This window comes from Paenibacillus sp. JT22N12, from assembly GCF_056269365.1.
In genome coordinates this window covers 530,902-550,800 of sequence record NZ_JBWDNU010000003.1, presented here as the reverse complement: position 1 = coordinate 550,800, position 19,899 = coordinate 530,902, and the positions used below count along the sequence as shown (strand labels likewise).

The following is a 19,899-nucleotide window of genomic DNA, read 5'->3' as shown; positions in this document are numbered from 1 at the left end:
CGGTGAAATCCAGTTGATTAATGAATCCACGAACAAAAGCTTTATCATGATCGGGCTGCTGCTCGGTCTCGTCTTCTCGGAGCTGGACCAGACGGCGGTATCGACCGCGCTGCCGACGATTATCCGTGAACTGCACGGCTTGTCGCTGTTCGGCTGGGTAGCCGGCATTTACATGCTGTCCATAACGGTCTTCATGCCGATTTTCGGCAAACTGGCCGACCTGTACGGCCGCAAACGAATTTATCTCATGTGCGTCGCGATGTTCATGGCCGGTTCCATCATTTGCGGTTTATCCCAATCCATGACGATGCTGCTGCTCGGAAGATGCGTGCAGGGGATTGGCGCCGGCGGCTTGATGCCGCTCGCGATGATCATCATTGGCGATTCCTTTCCGCTGGAACAGCGCGCGAAGGTACAGAGCCTCGTAGGGCCGATGCTGATCCTGCCGCAGCTGATCGGACCGACGATCGGCGGTTATTTCGTCAGCCATATTGATTGGCACTGGATCTTTTTGATTAACATTCCGGTCGGCCTTATTGCGGCGTTCTTCGTTGCCAAGGGGCTGCGCGAATCGGTCAGCCCCAAGAAGAAGCAGATCGACTGGGCCGGCGCAACGACGCTCGTATTCGCGATCTTGTCGCTGCTGTTCGCCCCGGTTCTGATCGACGTCAAAGGCTATGCCTGGTCGTCTCCCGTCGTGATCGGCCTGCTCGTGCTATCCGCATTGTTCATCCTGTTGTTTGTCCGCATCGAAGCGAGAGCTGCTGAGCCGATCATTCCGCTGCAGCTGTTCCGCAACCGTTCCGTTGTCGTGCTGTCGCTGATCGTGTTCGTTACGATGCTCGGCGTCATGGGCGGAATGTCGGGATTCCCGTTCTTCGCGCAGAACGTCATGGGCCTGACCCCGACGGCTTCCGGTTACTTGTCGCTCGCCTTCATGGCCGGCGCCATTCCAATGAGCGTCCTGTGTGGATTCCTCATCACGCGTGTTGCTTATAAGTATTTGTTCATCGTATCCTTTATTTTGCCGATCGCCGGATATCTCATTCTCTCGCGTATCGATGTCGAAACGACCGTCATCTATATCCTTGTCGCCTTCTTCGTCCTGGGTCTTGGCATCGGCGTCCTCTTCGGAAGCGACAACCTGATTGTGCAGGAGACCGTCGACAAGGAGCATACCGGCGTAGGCGTCGCAACGGTGCAGCTGTTTCAATCGCTCGGCGCGACCCTCGGCTTCAGCATCTTCGGAAGTATGCTCTCCCGTCATATTCACGACGGTATTGCCGGAATGTCGAACCAATTCCCGGCCGGTTCCGCGGCTTCCATCATGAACGGTGGCATCCCGCAAGGCTTGCCGGCCGATCTGGTGCTGAGCATCAAGACGGTGTTCGCGGAGGCGTTTCAAGAGATGTTCCTGATCGGAGCGGTATTCGCCGCAGGCGCTTTCCTGATCTGCTGGTTCATGAAGCGGGAAGTGCTGACGCCTCAGCCCGAGACGGAGCAGCAGGCGGCTGCCGTCCAGGCTTAAGGACCGCCATGTTGAGCGCCGTCCATATGACTGGTTTTTCTCATACTGCTTCGTTCCCGTCCACGCTTGGCGGCGAGGCGGTTTGAGCAAGAGTCTGAAGATTCGCATCCAAAACACCGCAATCTATAAGAAATCCTTGTTCCGGCAGCATGTTATTCTGATAGCAAAGGGGAAATAATGAAATCTGCTCAGGTTTTGTGTTATCCGAACGTATCTGGCATGAACAATATGTTCTTAGGAGGGAATAACTTGAAAGTTTCACATGTACGCTTATTAGTGCCGAATGTTCCAGAGTGTTTTTTGTTTTACAGAGACATCATTGGACTCGAAGTCCTCCATGGAAATGAAGACACTCCGTATGCCGAGTTTCGGACGGGGGACATCAATGTCGCATTAGAGCCCCGGATGGGAAGCGAACCCGTCAAGGACATGCGCAGGCCCCATGAGTTCAGCGCCCATGATCAGGTTGCCATCATTTTCAGAGTGGATGACGTTGACGCAGTATACAATCAATTAAAGAGCAGAAATGTTGAAGTTGTTAAGGAACCACATGACACGCCTGAATGGGGTCATCGTGTTGCCTACTTTCGTGACCCTGCCGGGAACCTGATTGAACTTAATGGAGGAATTTAATTCTTCACCAATCTTGATGGACCAAGCGGTTCCGAAGCACTTGACAAGCGGCTTCCGCGGCTACCGGAGCTGCCTTTAGCTTACCGCTTACTGAAACAACAGCGATTGGATAGCATCAGCCCTCATCATGTCCGCATGGTGGGGGCTGTTTAACGTTTACTTCGATGAATAAAACATAATTTCGACCAACCTTATATCCGTAATATTCTAAATCAGCCCACTCCTTAGACTGATGTCCTTCATACGTTATATGGTCACTATTGTTTGGATACAGTGAAATAAATTGCTCAAAGGGAGTTGGATAAGTGAAATCCAAAACGAAGCTTACCGGGAGAGTTATCTTTAAAGGAGACCCGGGCTATGAAGTGGCACGCAAGAATTGGGACCCCCATACGAACAGATTCCCCAAAGTATTTGTTTTTGCTCAAAGAACACAGGATGTGGCAAACGCCATAAAATGGGGCCGCGAGAATAATGTCCCCATTCGGCCGAGAAGCGGAAGACATTCGCTGGAAGTCAATCTTTCACAGGTCAACGGAGGCCTTGTCATCGATGTAAGTGAAATGAAGAAAATTACGCTAAACAAAAAAAAGAGCACTGCAATTGTTGGATCGGGCAATACAGTGGGAAGAATCGCTAAAACGCTTGCGCCGCAAGGTTATATAGCTCCTTTCGGAGACAGCCCTTCCGTTGGGATCGGCGGGATCACGCTCGGCGGAGGAATCGGGCCGCTTCAACGGACGGTTGGCCTCGTCAGCGATAATCTGATTGGACTCGAAATGGTTGACGCGAAGGGAAGGGTTATTCGTGCCAGCAAAAAACGCAACGCCGATCTCCTATGGGCTTCCAAAGGGGGAGGCGGCGGCAATTTTGGCGTATACACCAGGTACAAATTCAGAGTGCATCCCGCTCCGGACAAGGCTACTGTATATCGTATCACCTGGCCATGGGAGCAATTTGAGGAGGTACTCAAAGCCTGGCAAAAATGGGCGCCTTGCGTCAATACCAGGCTGGGCAGCGAATTAACGATCGGTCCGAAAAAAGGCGGCAATGTCAGCATGGAGGGTCTGTTCCTTGGATCCAAAACGGAGGCCATCCGCCTATTAAAGCCCATGACGAGCGTCGGAACGACAACGAGCAAACTCATTCGTTTATTACCCTACCCGAAAGTCGTGGACTTCCTGCTGCCTCCAGATCCTGTCCTTACGCAAAGGGAAAGCAACCAGTTCTCCAGCGGTTTCGGCCGGCGTCCGTTCCCGGATAAGGCCATCAAGTCCATGCGCCAGTTTTTAGAGCAGGTAGAAGGCAAAGACGCGGGATTCTTCTTCCTCAACTGGGGCGGAGCCGTAAGCCGTGTGGCGCCTAGAGCTACGGCATTCTACTGGCGTAAAGCGAAATTTTACGTTGAGTGGAACAGCTCATGGATCAAGCCATCCCAAGCTGCTAAAAATATTGCCGTCGTTCGCAATACGCGCCGGAAGCTTGCGCCTTACATCGTAGGGTCATATATTAACGTTCCAGACCAGGGGATTAAAAATTCCGGTCCGGTTTACTATGGGGCGAACTTCCCGAGATTACGGAGAGTAAAAGCTAAATATGACCCTAAAAATGTGTTCAATAATCCGCAAAGCATTCCCCCGGCTCGCTGAGCATAGGACTATTTTGCCAGTTGGGGCCGACTCCCTGACGTGAAACAAATTTAAAACACCTTCAAGAGAATCAGCCCATGTCGTAAGATGCGGGGGACAACTTTGGAGGTGTTTTTGCTTTGGCAACAAGAGTGAAGCGTCGTTATCCAAATGGATTTCAGGCATTACAAGGTTAAATCAGTCACACTCCAGCGGATGTAACTCAGCGGACAATTCCATTTAAGTTTATGCGACCACCCCCCAAAATCCCTTGACCACTCCCGAACGTTATATGCGAAAGCAGAAGCGGCCTGGTCCGCAAATCGTAAAGGAGAGTGGCAACACGATGAAACAAGCAATGTTGAAGAGGGCAGTAGCTGCATCGGTGGCGTTACTAACACTTGCTGGCGGCGCAACTGGCGCGTTTGCAGACGGCAGAGACAAAGGACATAATAATAACGACGACCATGGAAAAGCGGAAAGTCATGGCAAGAAAGCCGACATCGATATTCAATTGAACTTTAAGGACGAGAAGGAGCTTAAATGGGCTTTCGAGCATATTATCCGCCTTGCGTCCAAAGGGGTCTTCAACGGCTATGACGATGGTACGTTCAAACCGCAGCAAAGCATATCCCGCATAGAGTCGATCGTTGCGGCAGTCCGGTTGATGGGGCTGCGTGAACAAGCCGAATCCCAAGCGGAAATGAGCACAAAGCTGAATTTCAAGGACGCGGATCAGCTGGCCCGCAAATATCCTTGGGCTGTCGGCTATGTAGCCGTGGCGCTGGAGAAAGACTTGTTCTCCGAAACGGATGAGGTTGTTCAGGCGGACAAGCCTGCAACGCGGTTATTTGCAGCGACGCTGCTTGTGAAAGCGCTGGGTCTGGAAGCGGACGCGAAAGCGAAAGTAAATACGCAGCTGTCTTTCAAGGATGCGGATAAAATCCCGGCTGCTTCAGTGGGCTATGTTGCCGTTGCATTGGAGAAGGGCCTCATCACAGGCTACAATAACAATACGTTCCGCCCCGACCAACCGGTCACGCGCGGGGAGCTTGCTGCGCTGCTGGACCGTACGGACGCACAGCTGCCGGACAACGATGGACAAGCCATTACCGGAAAGTTGAAAGCGGCTCCAGCCAACGGCTCGATCGTAATCGTAAAGCCGGACAATACGGAAGTGACGATCCCGCTCGACCCGGGCGTGTTCATATTCCGTCATGATGTGAAGTCGGCACCGTCGGCTATGGCCGCAGGCGATGAAGTGCTCGTCCGTACTTACTTGAACAAAGCCGTATTTATTGAAGTGACCAAAACGGCGGTCCAACCCATTGTAACAACTGAAACAGGGGAATATAATTCGATCGCACTAAATGATAAAGGTAAGATTACCACTCTGTCGATCACCAAGAACGCGAACAACAGTACGTCAGCGATTGTGCTGAACGTCTCTCGTGATGTCGTTATTGTCGGGAACCCGGCTCTGCTGAAATTGGGACAATCAGTCGAGCTTACCCTTACCAACGGTCTTGTAACCTCTATTAAAGTCGTGTAGCAGGACATTTTTGCTTTACGGCGGTTCGTTATTATAATAGCTCCTCAGCTTGCCTGTCTGCATGCGCGGGGAGCTTCTTCCATCCAATTACATGAAGCAAGTCTCTATACATGATTAGAATGTCTCTCTTGCCTGTCATTGTGGCGGACGGGCTGAGCTTCGTTTCGTTCGGATGTCTACTTCTTTTAACTCACTGTATACTTTCTCAACTTCATCCTGAATCGCAGTGCCATCCACTCCTTTCTGCCGAAGATCCTCCATAATGACCGAAACCGCAGCAGCATAATTTGCTTTATGCTCGGCATTCAGTTGTTTCCAATTGATCCCCTTGAAATACCCTGCAGTGGCTGCATGAAGAGACAGTTTACCTTGAAGCATTAAAACAGCAAGGATCGGATAACCAGGGTATCCTTGCCAATAGGAAGCACTGTCATTAGATGAATAAACTTCGTTGTCCCATTGTACGGTGTATATTTTGGTATGATCGGATGATGATACCCGGGCCGAATTTCCTTCAATTATGACTCTGCGATCTGCAATCGCACTATATGCTTCATGAATTTTCTCTTTCGGGGGCAATTTGGTTAAAGTCATTGTTTATCCACCTTCTCATGTATTAGGTTTCCTCATAATATACTCGAAACAAGCGGCTTTATCCATGACTTGGGAAGCGGTCATACGGTCCACTAAGATGTGTTGCTGGTACGGATCGAGAGGATGTCAGGGAGAGACGGCAGCGGAGATCATCCATAACCCTGTTTTTCAAGAATATGTGATTGATTGCGGCTTTCGTTTCATATTTATGGATATCGGGTAAAATGGTAATCAGGATTTTAACTCTCATTTTGAAGGAGGAGATGATGGAAGTGCGTAAAAAGGTCATGGTGGTATTGGTGGTGGCGTTGATAGGGTTGGTGTCGCTAAATTCCGCAATTTTTGCTTCCGGCGGGCAAAACAGGCAGGATAAGGTTAAAGTGTCCATTGCAGCAGATCTGGATCCGGCCAGTGCGGCAGGGATGAGAATTGAAGGGCTTACCGGGGATAAGAAAGGACGACTTTATACCATTGACCTGGATTCCAGGAAATTATTGCGGATCATGCCGGGCAAAGGCACAACGGAAACGCTGACGGTTCTGCCAAGACAGGCTACAGGCATGACATTCGATAAAAAAGGAAATCTGTATATGGCAAGCGGTGGAGGAGCAGGACAAGGCGGGGTTATTCTCCGCGTGTCTTCAGAGAATCTGAAAAAAGGACCGTTCAGTCCGGATAAAGTGGAAACGTTCACAGAAGGTGTAGACGGTGCAAACGGGCTGGCGTTTGACCGGAAAGGGAATTTATACGTCAGCGGCGGAGCTACCGGCAATATCTATGTTGTGACTCCTGAAGGTGAACGCACTGTTTGGGCGAGCGGAATTACGGCAGAGAGACCGGAGCAGCCAATCGTGGTCAACGGACTGGCTTTCGGCCGGGACGGGCGATTGTACATTTCCAACACCAGCTCAGGTGAAATTAATCGTGTCAGGATTGGCAAGGACGGTGCTTTCGGAGAAGTTGAACGGTTTGCGAAAAGTCCTTTGCTTTACGGAGCAGACGGCATTGCTTTTGGTCCGCATGACGCGCTGTATGTCGCAGCCAATGAACGGAATGCGATTGTAAAAATATCGCGGTCGGGCAAAGTAACGGAAATTACGTCCAACAACAATAATGGACCCTTGGAGTTCCCGGCGAGCCTTCATTTTGTGGGGCGTACCTTATACGCAAGCAATTTTGACGTCGACCGTGGAACCAATTCGCCCAATCAACCGGGAATCGGTGCTTCGATTGCCCAAATTGATCTAAAAAGGAAATAACATGGGGTACAAATCGCTAATGCCCATGATTTATTTATTGAAATCGAAAAATGGGTATGATAAGATACCTGTAATTTAGTGATTGGAGTTGAAAAGAATAATGTAATATTTCTTGCTAACCATATCAAATAATAAAACAATAAAAGCGGTATTTTGCGCATGTTTTATTTTTTATGGGCAAGAAAGTTACATTCTTTTCACTCAAACAATATATCCTTATCTACCTCCACAGGGGGTTGGATTAACTGTATTTATTTGAGCTGCGAGAAGTAACTTTCTTGCGGCTCTTTATTTTTGTATACAGGAGGATGTATTTCATGTCATTAATAAATGTTACCAACCTGACGTTCGCATATGATGGCAGCTACGATAACATATTTGAAAACGTCAATTTTCAAATCGATACCGATTGGAAATTAGGGTTTACGGGACGAAACGGAAGAGGCAAGACGACTTTTCTTCACTTGCTGCTTGGCAAATATGAATACAGCGGAAATATTTCTGCTAATGTCAGTTTTGAATATTTTCCATTCCATGTCCAAAACAAGGAAAACAATACCCTTGATGTAATCAACGACATTTTTCCGGATTATCTACACTGGGAGTTAATGCGTGAGCTTTCCTTGCTGAAGGTTTCTGAGGATGTTTTATACCGGCCCTTCGATTCACTATCGAGCGGAGAACAAACGAAAGTGCTGCTGGCTGCATTGTTCCTTAAGGAAAACAGTTTCCTGTTAATTGATGAGCCAACTAATCATCTTGACATGGATGCAAGAAAACTTGTCAGTGATTATCTCAAAACCAAAAGCGGATTTATTCTGGTTTCTCACGACAGATCATTTCTTGATAACTGCGTGGACCATATACTGTCGATCAATAAAACCAACGTAGAAATTCAAAAAGGGAATTTCTCCGATTGGTGGGAAAATAAAAAGCGGCAGGATAACTTTGAGCTTGCAGAGAACGATAAACTGAAAAAAGACATCAAGCACTTGTCAGAATCCGCCAAACGAACGGGCAATTGGTCACATGAAGTGGAGAAGACAAAAAACGGAACACGAAATTCCGGTTCCAAGGTGGATAAAGGGTATATTGGCCACAAGGCTGCTAAAATGATGAAACGATCCAAATCGATGGAGCAAAGGCAGCAATCTGCCATTGATGAAAAGTCCAAGCTTCTTAAAAATATCGAAGGCTCGGAGAGCTTAAAGATTTCGCAGCTTGCATTTCACAAAAACCAGCTTGCTGAGCTTGAAAATGTATCGATCTACTACGGTGAGAAGATGGTTTGCGCCGATATAAGCTTTACGATTGAGCAGGGCGACCGAATTGCGCTTTCAGGTAAAAACGGTTCCGGAAAATCAAGCATTATCAAGCTTGTTTACGGTGAGGATATCAACTATACGGGTACTTTCAGAAAGGGCAGTCAGCTGAAAATATCTTACGTTTCACAGGACACATCCCATCTACAGGGCAATTTATCTGATTATGCTGCCAGGAACGGGATTGAGGAGAGCCTTTTTAAATCGATTTTAAGAAAGCTTGATTTTTCCCGGGTTCAATTTGAAAAGGATATTTCCGCTTTTAGCGGCGGCCAAAAAAAGAAAGTGCTGATTGCCAAAAGTCTTTGTGAGAAGGTTCATTTGCATATTTGGGATGAACCGCTTAATTTTATTGATATTATTTCCCGCATGCAAATTGAAGAGCTGCTGCTTGAGTACTCGCCAACCATTCTTTTTGTGGAGCATGACAGTGAATTTTGCAAAAATATTGCTACAAAAACCATTGAACTCTAATGTGATTTGGATTGGCGTTATGTTTATTTGAAGCTTGACTATGGTAAGAATTCATGTTGGGTTGACGTATTTAGTCAATGCAACTACTAAAGGAGGATGAACGCGATGATTGAGGTTGTAGATGTTTATGTGGACCTGTCATTTAACATGATCGTTGACATGGTTCACAAAATAACGATGCAGTTACCGGAGCTTTATCCTTCTATATATAGATTCACTACGCGATGACATCCATATTCGCCTGGTGTTTTTAGTCGTATAGTCTGGTTAATGTAAAGCGCAAAAACACCGGTTTGCTGGTGCTTTTTTGCGCTTTTTCTCCGTGCAAGAGGGAGAAAATAATGAAGCCAAAATCAAAATATGAAAAGATTCAGCAAATAATCGCCGCCCTGAAACAGCCGGGTTACAGATATCTTCAAATTACTGACGCTATTTTCAAGCAAAGAATCGGTGAATTTGAGCACATGACCATGATACCCAAGCTTTTGCGTGACGAATTGATCCGTGAGCTTGGAAATCAGGTATCCAGCGTCACGCCGTTAATCGAGAAATCGTCAAACCAGGTCAGCAAGATTTTGTTCGGTATAGCCGGCGGCGAGCGTATCGAAGCAGTCCGGTTAAGTTATAAACGCGGTTGGGAATCGTATTGCATATCCTCCCAATGTGGATGCGGGTTTGGCTGCAGCTTCTGTGCTACAGGCACGATCGGCTTGAAAAGAAATCTGACAACCGATGAAATAACCGACCAGCTGCTGCACTTTCACTTGAATGGCCATGCCCTGGACAGTGTCTCTTTTATGGGAATGGGGGAGGCGCTTGCAAATCCGCATCTGTTTGATGCGCTTGCAATGCTGACCGATCCGCAATTATTCGGTTTAGGCCATCGCAGAATTACGGTTTCCACAATCGGTCTGCTGCCGGGAATACACAGACTGATGAAGGACTTCCCGCAGGTCAACCTGACCTTTTCGCTGCATTCGCCTTTCGACAAGCAAAGAAGCGGGCTGATGCCCATCAATGACCGGTTCCCATTGCAAGAAGTGATGAATGCGTTGGACAATCATATCCGGCATACGGGAAGAAAGGTGTACATTGCGTATATACTGCTCAGGGGAATCAACGATTCAACAGAGCACGCGGAAGCCGTTGCTGAGCTGCTGCGGGGAAGGGGGGCATGGGAGCATCTTTATCATGTTAACCTGATACCGTACAATTCGTCCGATGAGACACCCCAAAGCTACAGCCAATCTGACCGGAACAGTGTCAATAAGTTCGTTCAGAGCCTGAAGTCAAGGGGAGTCAATGTCACGGTCAGAACCCAATTTGGATCAGATATTAATGCAGCCTGCGGGCAGCTGTATGGATCAAATTAATCCTTCCCGAATCTCGTTGCAAACCATTTCAGGATGAAAGGCTGTTTCAACCGTAGAGTCCTGTGGACGGGTGTTCTGCATGTGTGAAAAATAGAGATGAAACTGCAGCGGATAGTCTGAAAGCAACATATGTTGCATAAGGCTGTCCGCTTTTTTTCAAACTGTAGCCGTTCGCCCGGCAGCCGCATGCCAGAATTATCATAAGCATCGTAAAAATGCAGAGAAAAAAAGTGTTTACAAGCGTATAAAGGTGACCTATACTAAAATCAATTCCCACTGAAAACGCTTTTATGGTATCGATACCAACTTCCTGTCCATCTCTTCTTTTCAACCTGAATCTAAGGTAAAATGTTCTTATATTGCTCTATATGGTATCGATACCATATAGGACGATTAACAAATCGATAATACGGAGGCATCTATGAACCACTCTAATTTTAACGGCAGTATCAGCCGGGATGTTCTGGAACGATATCTCTCCAGAGCCATTACGGCCGCAGATCTGGTCAACAGCGAGACATTGGACGATGACTTGAGAATGATCAGGAACATCGGAGCCAAGTTTCTCGGCCGCGCTTCCGGTGTATGGACGCTGGAGCCCGATGATGAAGCGCATTTCAGAAAGTCCAGGACACTGGCGGAACGCGTTCACGAGGTTGATCCGGACATTATGCTGCAGACATGCATTTTTGAGGCCATATTCAAAGGGGTAGAAAACATTGAAATACCGGACTGGGTGTTCAAGGCATTCCAGCTGCCGGTTGAACGCCGGACATTCCGTTTTTCAGATATGTTATTTGATGGGAAGCCGCATGGATACGTCTGGGACGACAACGGCGGAATTCCGAATATCGACAAGCAGGAGACGAGGCTGTGGTTCTTCTATAGGGCCGCGAGCTATATCGATGCCGGTTTCGAGGCCATTCATATGGGACAGATTCATCTATACACCGCCGAGGATACCGGATTCACGAAAACAATCGCGTTATTCGAAAAAATACGGGACTATGCCAAATCCAACGCGAGACGCGGCATTGTGCTGCTCGACGCGCATACGCACGGGGTGAATGTGAAGGGCAGACTTCTGTTCGATTTCCACTCCATGCCGTATTCGCGGATGCCGATCCTCGATACGCCGGGCGACAAGCTCGCGCTGGTGCAGGAAGGATTCAGTGAAGGCGGATTAACGCCAAGCGGCTGGAGCTGCGATGCATTGCCAGTAATAATGGAGCTCGACAATTGGGGCGGACAATTCTTCGATGAGAAGGAAGGCATTCCTGACGAACGCCGGGCATGGATGGAATGGTGGGGTTATGATCAGATCTCATGGTTTGCTTCACAGGATGACGAGAGCCGCAACCGGTTTCTCGAATATGCCCTGAAATGGACGGCTGTGAACAATACCAACGCGTATTTGCAAATGCCCGTGCGAAGGACACTGGGCAGCTGCCGGATTCAGATGACCGCTTGGGGTACGGGAGAAGAAAGCTCAAGCAGCTGCTATCAGGCGAATACGCCTGGCGAAGGATGTCCGCTCGGTTTTGGACAGGAAGAGACGATTAAACGACTGTGGCAATCGGAAACCGACCTGCGGCAGAAGGCTGGCAACCCATTGCCAAACACTTCCTATGGAGCCGAGGACATCTATGACCCGGAAACCGGCATCAAGCTGCCTGCCCGCGTCATCCTGTTCGGCAGCTTCCAGCATCACCTGGGCGCGATCAACCATGACTCCAACAGTGAAACAACACGGATGTACTACATTGGGGACGGCATCTATAAACGCTCCTTCGTCTTTCCATTCCGGGGATCCTTCGAATATGCCGTAGCGCCATACGGAACGCTGTCCCAGCTCTATTCGATCGACACTTATCCGCGCAGCGGATCGGAAACCCGGTCAACACTGGAAATCGAACGTGAGAATACTGTTGTAACATTCGTGTTCAATTTCCGCAGCCGCAGCCTTACAGCCGATGTAATCTAAAGATTTACAGCTGCCGCTTTTTTTGGTATCGATTCCAGTATCCTTCTATCCTGTCGGACTGCGTTTATTTACTTTATTGGGGAGGTGTTGTCCATGACGGGTTAAAGCGTTTGTCCCATCCTGGGGGAGTCAACGATAGAGACGGAAGGATACGGATTTCGATCAGAATTATGACAGATTCACAAAAGCCTGGCAGCTATTGAGCAACATGAAATCGCTACCATTTCCAGGCAGACCAAAATAGGGACGGTGATCGACCATGCAAACCGAGCTGCCGGTTAGGGGCAGAAGCAAAGCGGAGATGAAGATGCAGTCAAAGCTGATGAAGCGAATTCTTGAGCATAGAATTTTATACTTGATGCTGCTGCCTTGTATCGCATTCTTCATTATCTTCTCCTACATCCCGATGGGCGGCGTTATTCTGGCCTTCAAGGAGTACCAATTCAATAAGGGGATTCTGGGAAGTCCATGGGTCGGATTCACTTACTTCAAATCCTTCTTCGACAACTATCAAAGTGGAGCCCTGATCCGCAACACCCTTATTATAAGCTGCGTCAAAATGTTCCTGGGCTTGCCGTTTCCCATCCTTCTCGCACTCATGTTCAACGAAATACGGAGCAAGCGGTTCCGGGGCATCACGCAGAGCATCGCTTATCTGCCGCATTTCCTTTCCTGGGTTATCGTGATCGGCTTGATGCAGCGCGTGTTCGCTCCGGATACCGGCATTGTCAACGAAGTGATCAAGTATTTCGGCGGAGAGGGCAGCACTTTCTTCATGATGGAAAGCAGCTATTTCTATCCGCTCATGTTCGGCAGCCATATCTGGCAGAGTATCGGCTGGGATTCGATCATTTATCTGGCTGCCATTGCCGGCATCAGCCCGGAGCAGTACGAAGCAGCCAAGATAGATGGAGCCAACAAATGGCATGAAATCTGGCATATTACGCTGCCGGGCATACGTCTGACGATTGCGATCCTGTTCATTCTCGGGTTGGGCAGCATTCTGCAGGCGGGCTTCGACCAGATTTATCTCATGAGAACGCCGGGCAATATGGAAGTGGCGGATATCCTCGATACATATATTATCCGGGTTGGTCTGCAAAATGGACAATACGGCTATGCCACGGCAGTTGGTCTCATGCAGGGGTTGATCGGACTGATTCTGGTTATTTCGGCCAATCGCGCCTCCAAAAAATTTCTTGACGAATCGATATGGTAGCGATACCATTCCGAATCATCATAAAAAAATGACAGAAAAGAGGATGAGTATGCTTACAAAATGGGGCAAATGGATTGCATTGCCGCTGACGGCCGTCATGCTGCTGGCTGGCTGTACGGACAAGGCAAAGCCGGCAAACAATGAAGGTTCAACGGCCGAGAACAATGCCGGAAAGCCGGCGACATGGATTGCCGACCGGACGGTAACGGGACTGCTGTTCATCGACAGCGACGATGTGAGCAAAGACATCAATCCGGACATTGCGAAGGTCATCAAAGAGAAGACCGGCATTACCCTCAAGCTGGAAGCTGTAAATGCGAGCAGCGCGGTAGACGGCATGATTGCCGGATTCGCTTCCGGCGATTTGCCGGATTTTATCGTCTCCTACCTGGACAACAGTGCCCGTCCGGAAATGCCGGTCCTTGCGAAGGCAGCCAAGGAAGGCGTTCTCACCGACCTGACGCCCCTGATGAAAAACACCGAGGTTTACAAGAATTATCTGGAAGACGATTACTTGCCGCTGGATACGAAATATGGAATCATGTTCCGTCCCGAGTTCAATGGCTCGAGCTACTTCATCCATATGCGCATAGCCAAGGGCGAGCCCCATGACGGCCTCAAATTTTTCGGCGGTCCCTTTATCCGGAAAGATATCGCCGATGCGCTTGGCATCGACCCGCGCACGATTACGACGACTGAACAAGTGTACGAGCTGGCACAGAAAATCAAGGCCGGCAATTTCAAGGATGCAAACGGAAAGGCGGTCATTCCGGTCGGTCCGCAGTACTGGGGGAATGGCAACCATGAGGTCGGCACGCTCTTCCGGGATGTTACCTGGGGCAAGGTTGACCAGAAGTTTTATAAGGACAAGGACGGCAAGATCATTCACGAAAGCCAGACCGATTATATGATGAAACGCATCGAGCTGGTTCAGAAGATGCTGGGCGAGAAGCTGATGGCGCCTGATTATTACGCCATGGAAGGCAGCAAGGCGACAGAAGGCGCGATCAACGGGTCGTTCGGCATCATCAGCGAAATGCACAACAACCTGGACTTCAATAAAGATATGACCTATCTTCCGCTTGGACCGATCAATTACGTCGACGGTCCGTTCCAGATGACAAGGACGTACAAGGAAGGTTCCTTCATATGGGCAATTCCGAGCACGACGAAAAAACCGCAAGAGGTGATGGACTTCGCCGATTTCCTTGCAAGCCGCGAAGGCAAGCTGCTTTGGCAATACGGCCTTGAAGGCAGAGACTATACGCTTGATGCCAAGGGCAATCCGGTTGTAAAGCAGGAGGTTCTCGACTTGAAGGCAAAGGATCCGGAAGCAGCCAAGGCCTTGGGGTTTGAGGGAGCGGGTAACAACTGGGGGCAGTACCTGGGCTTGACCGACGCCAATCGGTTCGATGACTTCGGCGAGGCGGAATACGGATTGTCGGTTATGCCAAATCTCTACGAGTCGCAAAATAAAATCGCGGATTACTGGGGCTATGACGAGAAGAAGAAACAGGAGGTCGTGGTCGACGGCTACCGTCCGCTCTCATTTATCAACGAATTCCCATCGGGAACCGATCTGCAGACGGCGCTGGACAACTACAATGACAGCATGATCCGCGCTTTCTATGCGAAAAGCATGGATAAAGCCAGGGAGATCATGGACTCGGCTGCGAAGCAGCTGAAGGCGGCCGGACTGGAAGATTACGAGAAGCTGCTGGATCAAAAAGATTCCGATCCGAAAACAAAGCTCATTTTGCAGTAACCGGTTCATCACAAAAGCCTAAAGAGGGCTGCGTTCCTGTCCGGGCAACGCCGGGAACGCAGCCGATCGCATGAGGAGGGAAAGACGTGGGCAACGAATTTTACAAGCTCACAACCGGAGAAAAGCTGTTCAAGTTCGTCAATTACGCGCTGATCATTCTCCTGTGCCTGTCAATTGTGCTTCCTTTCTTCAACATTCTGGCGCTTTCCTTTAATGCGGGCAAAGATGCGGAACGCGGAGGCATCTCATTCTGGCCGCGGGTCTGGACGCTTGAGAACTACCAGGAGGTATTCACCTCCGCGAACATCGGCAGGGCTTTTGCCATCTCCCTGTTCCGGACGGTGCTGGGTACAGCAGCGGGCGTTTTCCTGACGGCAATGGCGGCATACGCCCTGAAGAGCAGAACGCTGCCGGGCGTGAGATTTATCACGCTGATGATTTTCTTCACCATGCTGTTCTCCGGTGGAATTATTCCGTATTATATGCTGCTCAGCAGTCTGCATCTGACAAATACAATATGGGTTTATGTCATCCCCAGCTTGTACAGCGCATGGAATATTATCATTATGCGGACGTTCTTTCAGCAGATCGGCATAAGTCTTGAAGAAGCGGCCAGAATTGATGGCTGCAACGATTTCAGCATATTTTGGCGCATCATCCTGCCCCTCAGCAAGCCGGTTCTTGCGACGATTTCCCTATTTACGGCGGTGGGCCACTGGAATGATTGGTTTACGGGCTCTTTCTTCGTACGAAAAGCCGATCTCCGGCCGCTATCCACCCTGCTGCAGGAGATGCTGACCAAGCAGGATGCGATCCGCGAATATTTGATGACAGCGGCGGGATCCAATCAACAGGATCTGCTTGCCAAAATCCAGCTTACGGGCGATTCGCTCAAGATGGCGACCATTATGGTTGTCGTTGCGCCTATCATTTGCGTGTATCCGTTTATTCAAAAGTATTTTGCCAAAGGTGCAATGATTGGTTCCATAAAGGAATAATCTGGAGTAAAATATAGTTTGTTTGTCAGTAGTGCTTAGACGGGAAGGATGAGAGGGTTGAAACCGAAAATCAAGGATGTCGCCAAGCAGGCTGGAGTATCGACGACGACGGTCTCAAGAGTGCTGAACGGTGAAAAATATGTCAAGGATGATCTGAAAGCAAAGGTGCAGCGCGTTATTGACGAGCTGGGCTATTCACCTAGCCATATCGCCAGAAGCCTTGTCCGCCAGAAGACAAACCTGATCGGGATCATCGTTCCGGATCTGACTTCGAGCTTCTACGCCACCATTCTGAGCAGCGTCGAACAGACGGCGAGCAAAGCGGGCTACTTTCTGCTCGTATGCGATATTCATGAGGACACCGGCAAAGAATTGAAATATTTGAACATATTCAAGGAAATGCGCGTGGAAGGGATCGTCATCATGCACGAGAAGCTGGACGACGAGATCCGCGCGTTCCTCGACAAGCTGGATATACCCGTTATTTTTTCCAGCGTCCGACCGGCGGACCAGAAGTTTATGTCGGTCATAATCGACGATTACAGCGCGGCTTACGACGCGACCTGCTATCTGATCGGCCTTGGCCATGAGCGGATTGCTTTTATCGGAGGCGATATGCGGGACGTAACGTCCGGGCAAAGCAGGTATGCCGGATACCGGAAAGCTCTGGAAGACAACCATATTCCCATCGTGGACGATTACATCCGGTTCGGCGATTACAAGCCGCAGAGCGGCTACGAGCGGATGAAGGAGCTGCTGGCGAGCCGCGTCCGTCCGACGGCGGTATTCGCGGTCAGCGATGATATGGCGGCAGGCGCGATGAACAGTATTAACGACCATTTGCTCTCGGTCCCTGACGATATTTCCGTGATCGGATTTGACGGTTCTCAATTGACCGAGCTGGTAAGACCGCGATTGTCATCCATGGAGCAGCCGATTGAGGAAATGGGCAAGGTGACGGTTCTTTCCCTGATCGATTTCATGACGCAACAACAAACGGGCTTCAAGAAGGATCTGATTTTAAAGCACCGCCTGGTTGTCCGGGACAGCTGCAGACCCGTCGTCAAACAGCAAGAGACATGAAAAACTGGGGTCATACAAAGACCTGGAGTGGAAGAGGGAGAGTGCAGTGAAAAAATTCGATGCGGTTGTGATCGGCGATGCCAATATCGATCTGGTAGTGGTGGGATGCAATGAAATCCCCCAGCCGGGGCAGGAAATATTCGTGGACAATATGATGATGCACGTTGGCGGGGGAGCTGCATTGTTCTCCATCTCCTTCGCCAAGCTCGGCATGAAGGTTGCTTTCAACGGGATTCTCGGAGATGATGGCTATGGACACTTTATCCGGGATCAGTTCGTTCAATATGGTATCGATACCAGTTTATTGGGAACCAGTCAAATTTACAATACCGGCGTTACGATCGCCATCAATCCACAGGTGGACCGGTCGTTCATCACTTACGCAGGCTCGAACCAGGAGCTCGACGTCGGCAAGCTTGATCTCGACCGGATTACGGAGGGCAAGCACGTTCATTTGACCTGCTATAAAGGAACGCGCAACCATGCTGCGGTCATTGCGCTGGCAAGGGCGCTGAAGGCGAAGGGCGTAACGCTGTCCTGCGACGTTGGCTGGGACGATACGGGCGAATGGAATAAGGGCGTTTTTGAGCTGATGACCTATATGGATGTTTTTCTGATGAACGAGACCGAAGCGCTGCACTATACGGGTCTTGAACAGGTTGAAGACAGCCTGGAGCATATGTCGGCATTCAGCAATCATATTGTAGTCAAGCTCGGACCCAAGGGCGCGATTGCACATAAGGATGGTATCAGAATGCACCGTCCCGCATATCCGGTAACAGCGGTAGATACCACGGGTGCGGGAGACTCGTTCAACGCCGGGTATTTGTACGGGTTCCTTAACGGGCTGGACACGGGCACCTGTCTCAGCTATGGCAATTCATGCGGTGCGCTTTCGGTCGCTTCGTACGGAGGAAGCGGGGGGGCGCCTGACCGGGCGGAGCTGGAGGCTTTCATTCGCGCAAACCAGGATCAATCGGTGAACCAGGAGGTCTCGTCATGAAGTTGACATTGATAGGCGGAGGCGGTGTGCGGGCTGTTCTTTTCACAAAAAGTCTGACGCTCAAAGCCGAGGCTGCCGGAATTACCGAGCTGACGCTGCACGATACAGATGAAGAGCAGCTCGGCATTATCGGCAAGCTGTGCCGGATTGTGATCGACAGGAGCGGCATCGCACTGAAGCTGACGATGACGACCGACAGCCGGCAGGCGATTCGCGGCGCCGATTATATCGTAACGACCGTCCGTGTCGGCAAAGAGCAGTCCCGTTACACCGATGAGCGGATTGCGCTGAAGCATGGCGTCATCGGGCAGGAGACGACCGGTCCGGCCGGTTTCTCGATGGCCATCCGGACGATTCCCGTGTTGATGGAGTATTGTGAAATTGCCAAACAGCTTGCTCCGCACGCCTGGATCTTCAACTTCTCCAACCCTTCCGGGCTTGTAACCCAGGCGCTGCGAAGTGCCGGTTACGACCGGGTTATCGGCATCTGCGATACGCCCAGCCATACCAAACTGCGAATGGCGGAAACCCTCGGAATCGATCCGCGGGAGCTGCATGTTGAATTTTTCGGGCTGAATCATCTGTCATGGATGAGCAAGGCTGTGTACCGCGGCCGGGATCTGCTGCCGGAGCTGAAGAACGATATCGGGTTCACAAGCCGGGTCAGCGAATTTGCGATGTTCGATCCCGATCTGCTGCATACGCTGCCGTATTTGCCCAACGAATATTTGTACTATTATTATCATCGCGAGAAGGCTTTTGCGAATATCCGGGACGCGGAGATGACGCGGGGCGGAATGATTGCCGAGAACAACAGAGCCATGCTGGAGCAGCTTCGTCACATGGATATCGGGGCTGATCCCGATGCCGCCATTCAAACTTATTTGTACTATACGCAGAAACGGGAAGCGTCTTATATGGCAATTGAGACCAATTCGCAAGCCAGAGCCATTCCCGCGGCTGAGAAGCTGGAGCTGCCGAATTCGCTGGGCTATGCCGGCGTTATGCTGGATTTTGTCGAATCGCTTCAGACGGGGAGAGAGAATAATATCGTATTGTCAGTGCCGAATGAAGGCGCCATCGAGGGATTCGCGGACGACGATGTAGTGGAGATTTCCTGTACGATCACGAAGGACGGGGCGAGGCCCGTGTTCATAGGATCGGTACCGGAGGATATGACGCTGCTGATGAAAAACGTAAAGCTGTTCGAGCGGCTGACTGTCGAAGCTGTGGCCAGGCGCTCGCGCGAGCTGGCGGTTCAGGCGCTCACCGTCCATCCGCTTGTCAACTCGTACTCGCTTGCAAAGGGGCTTGTCGGGGATTATATGGAGGCTTATCGGGACCTTCTGGGCGACTGGACTTAAAGCGCAGGTGAAATTCTGTTTGGAATAACGGCGCAGCCGGCAGTCGCGGAATACGAAAATGAAAAATAAGTCTTGCAAGAATATTCGAAAGATAGTATTTTGGTCTTGTCAAATTGTTCA

15 protein-coding genes are annotated in these 19,899 nt (G+C 49.9%); 14 read left to right on the top strand and 1 reads right to left on the bottom strand.

Annotated features, from left to right (window positions below; genetic code table 11):
• Nucleotides 1-13: 13 nt before the first annotated feature.
• The 4 genes from AC0YOA_RS13775 (at nt 14) to AC0YOA_RS13760 (ending at nt 5,341) form a co-directional block, all read left to right on the top strand.
• Nucleotides 14-1,528, top strand: a complete 1,515-nt coding sequence (locus AC0YOA_RS13775; protein WP_475787062.1) for an MDR family MFS transporter — start codon at nt 14-16, stop codon at nt 1,526-1,528.
• 249 nt (nt 1,529-1,777) lie between these two features.
• Nucleotides 1,778-2,161 carry a VOC family protein gene (locus tag AC0YOA_RS13770; protein WP_475787061.1) on the top strand — a complete coding sequence of 128 codons (384 nt, stop codon included), beginning with the start codon at nt 1,778-1,780 and terminating at the stop codon, nt 2,159-2,161.
• A gap of 305 nt (nt 2,162-2,466) precedes the next feature.
• Nucleotides 2,467-3,810, top strand: coding sequence for an FAD-binding oxidoreductase (locus AC0YOA_RS13765; protein WP_475787060.1), 1,344 nt, complete (start codon nt 2,467-2,469; stop codon nt 3,808-3,810).
• 325 nt (nt 3,811-4,135) lie between these two features.
• Nucleotides 4,136-5,341, top strand: coding sequence for an S-layer homology domain-containing protein (locus tag AC0YOA_RS13760; protein WP_475787059.1), 1,206 nt, complete (start codon nt 4,136-4,138; stop codon nt 5,339-5,341).
• A 135-nt stretch (nt 5,342-5,476) separates the two neighbouring features.
• On the opposite strand, the gene AC0YOA_RS13755 is transcribed toward AC0YOA_RS13760, so the two are convergent.
• Nucleotides 5,477-5,935 carry a hypothetical protein gene (locus AC0YOA_RS13755; protein ID WP_475787058.1) on the bottom strand — a complete coding sequence of 153 codons (459 nt, stop codon included), beginning with the start codon at nt 5,933-5,935 and terminating at the stop codon, nt 5,477-5,479.
• 272 nt (nt 5,936-6,207) lie between these two features.
• Between AC0YOA_RS13755 and AC0YOA_RS13750 the strand changes: the two genes are divergently transcribed.
• The 10 genes from AC0YOA_RS13750 (at nt 6,208) to AC0YOA_RS13705 (ending at nt 19,779) form a co-directional block, all read left to right on the top strand.
• On the top strand, nt 6,208-7,194 hold the full coding sequence (locus AC0YOA_RS13750; protein ID WP_475787057.1) for an SMP-30/gluconolactonase/LRE family protein: 987 nt from the start codon (nt 6,208-6,210) through the stop codon (nt 7,192-7,194).
• A gap of 317 nt (nt 7,195-7,511) precedes the next feature.
• Nucleotides 7,512-8,990: an Lsa family ABC-F type ribosomal protection protein gene (locus AC0YOA_RS13745; RefSeq protein ID WP_475787056.1), complete on the top strand. Its 1,479-nt coding sequence runs from the start codon at nt 7,512-7,514 to the stop codon at nt 8,988-8,990.
• 341 nt (nt 8,991-9,331) lie between these two features.
• Nucleotides 9,332-10,363: a Cfr family 23S rRNA (adenine(2503)-C(8))-methyltransferase gene (locus AC0YOA_RS13740; RefSeq protein WP_475787055.1), complete on the top strand. Its 1,032-nt coding sequence runs from the start codon at nt 9,332-9,334 to the stop codon at nt 10,361-10,363.
• A gap of 421 nt (nt 10,364-10,784) precedes the next feature.
• A complete protein-coding gene (locus AC0YOA_RS13735; protein ID WP_475787054.1) occupies nt 10,785-12,347 on the top strand; it encodes a hypothetical protein in 1,563 nt (520 codons plus the stop codon).
• 259 nt (nt 12,348-12,606) lie between these two features.
• Nucleotides 12,607-13,566 carry an ABC transporter permease gene (locus AC0YOA_RS13730; protein ID WP_475787053.1) on the top strand — a complete coding sequence of 320 codons (960 nt, stop codon included), beginning with the start codon at nt 12,607-12,609 and terminating at the stop codon, nt 13,564-13,566.
• Nucleotides 13,567-13,615: 49 nt separating this feature from the next.
• Complete coding sequence (locus AC0YOA_RS13725) at nt 13,616-15,331, top strand: extracellular solute-binding protein (protein WP_475787052.1); 1,716 nt, start codon at nt 13,616-13,618, stop codon at nt 15,329-15,331.
• Nucleotides 15,332-15,417: 86 nt separating this feature from the next.
• Nucleotides 15,418-16,329 (top strand): carbohydrate ABC transporter permease, encoded by a 912-nt coding sequence (locus tag AC0YOA_RS13720; RefSeq protein ID WP_210040828.1) that lies wholly within the window; start codon nt 15,418-15,420, stop codon nt 16,327-16,329.
• A gap of 57 nt (nt 16,330-16,386) precedes the next feature.
• Nucleotides 16,387-17,412, top strand: coding sequence for a LacI family DNA-binding transcriptional regulator (locus tag AC0YOA_RS13715; protein ID WP_475787051.1), 1,026 nt, complete (start codon nt 16,387-16,389; stop codon nt 17,410-17,412).
• Nucleotides 17,413-17,458: 46 nt separating this feature from the next.
• Nucleotides 17,459-18,415, top strand: coding sequence for a carbohydrate kinase family protein (locus tag AC0YOA_RS13710; protein WP_475770451.1), 957 nt, complete (start codon nt 17,459-17,461; stop codon nt 18,413-18,415).
• The gene (locus tag AC0YOA_RS13705; protein ID WP_475787050.1) at nt 18,412-19,779 is read left to right on the top strand and encodes a family 4 glycosyl hydrolase; all 1,368 of its coding nucleotides are present in this window, start codon (nt 18,412-18,414) and stop codon (nt 19,777-19,779) included. Before AC0YOA_RS13710 ends, AC0YOA_RS13705 begins: the two co-directional genes overlap by 4 nt.
• The last annotated feature ends 120 nt before the right edge of the window (nt 19,780-19,899 follow it).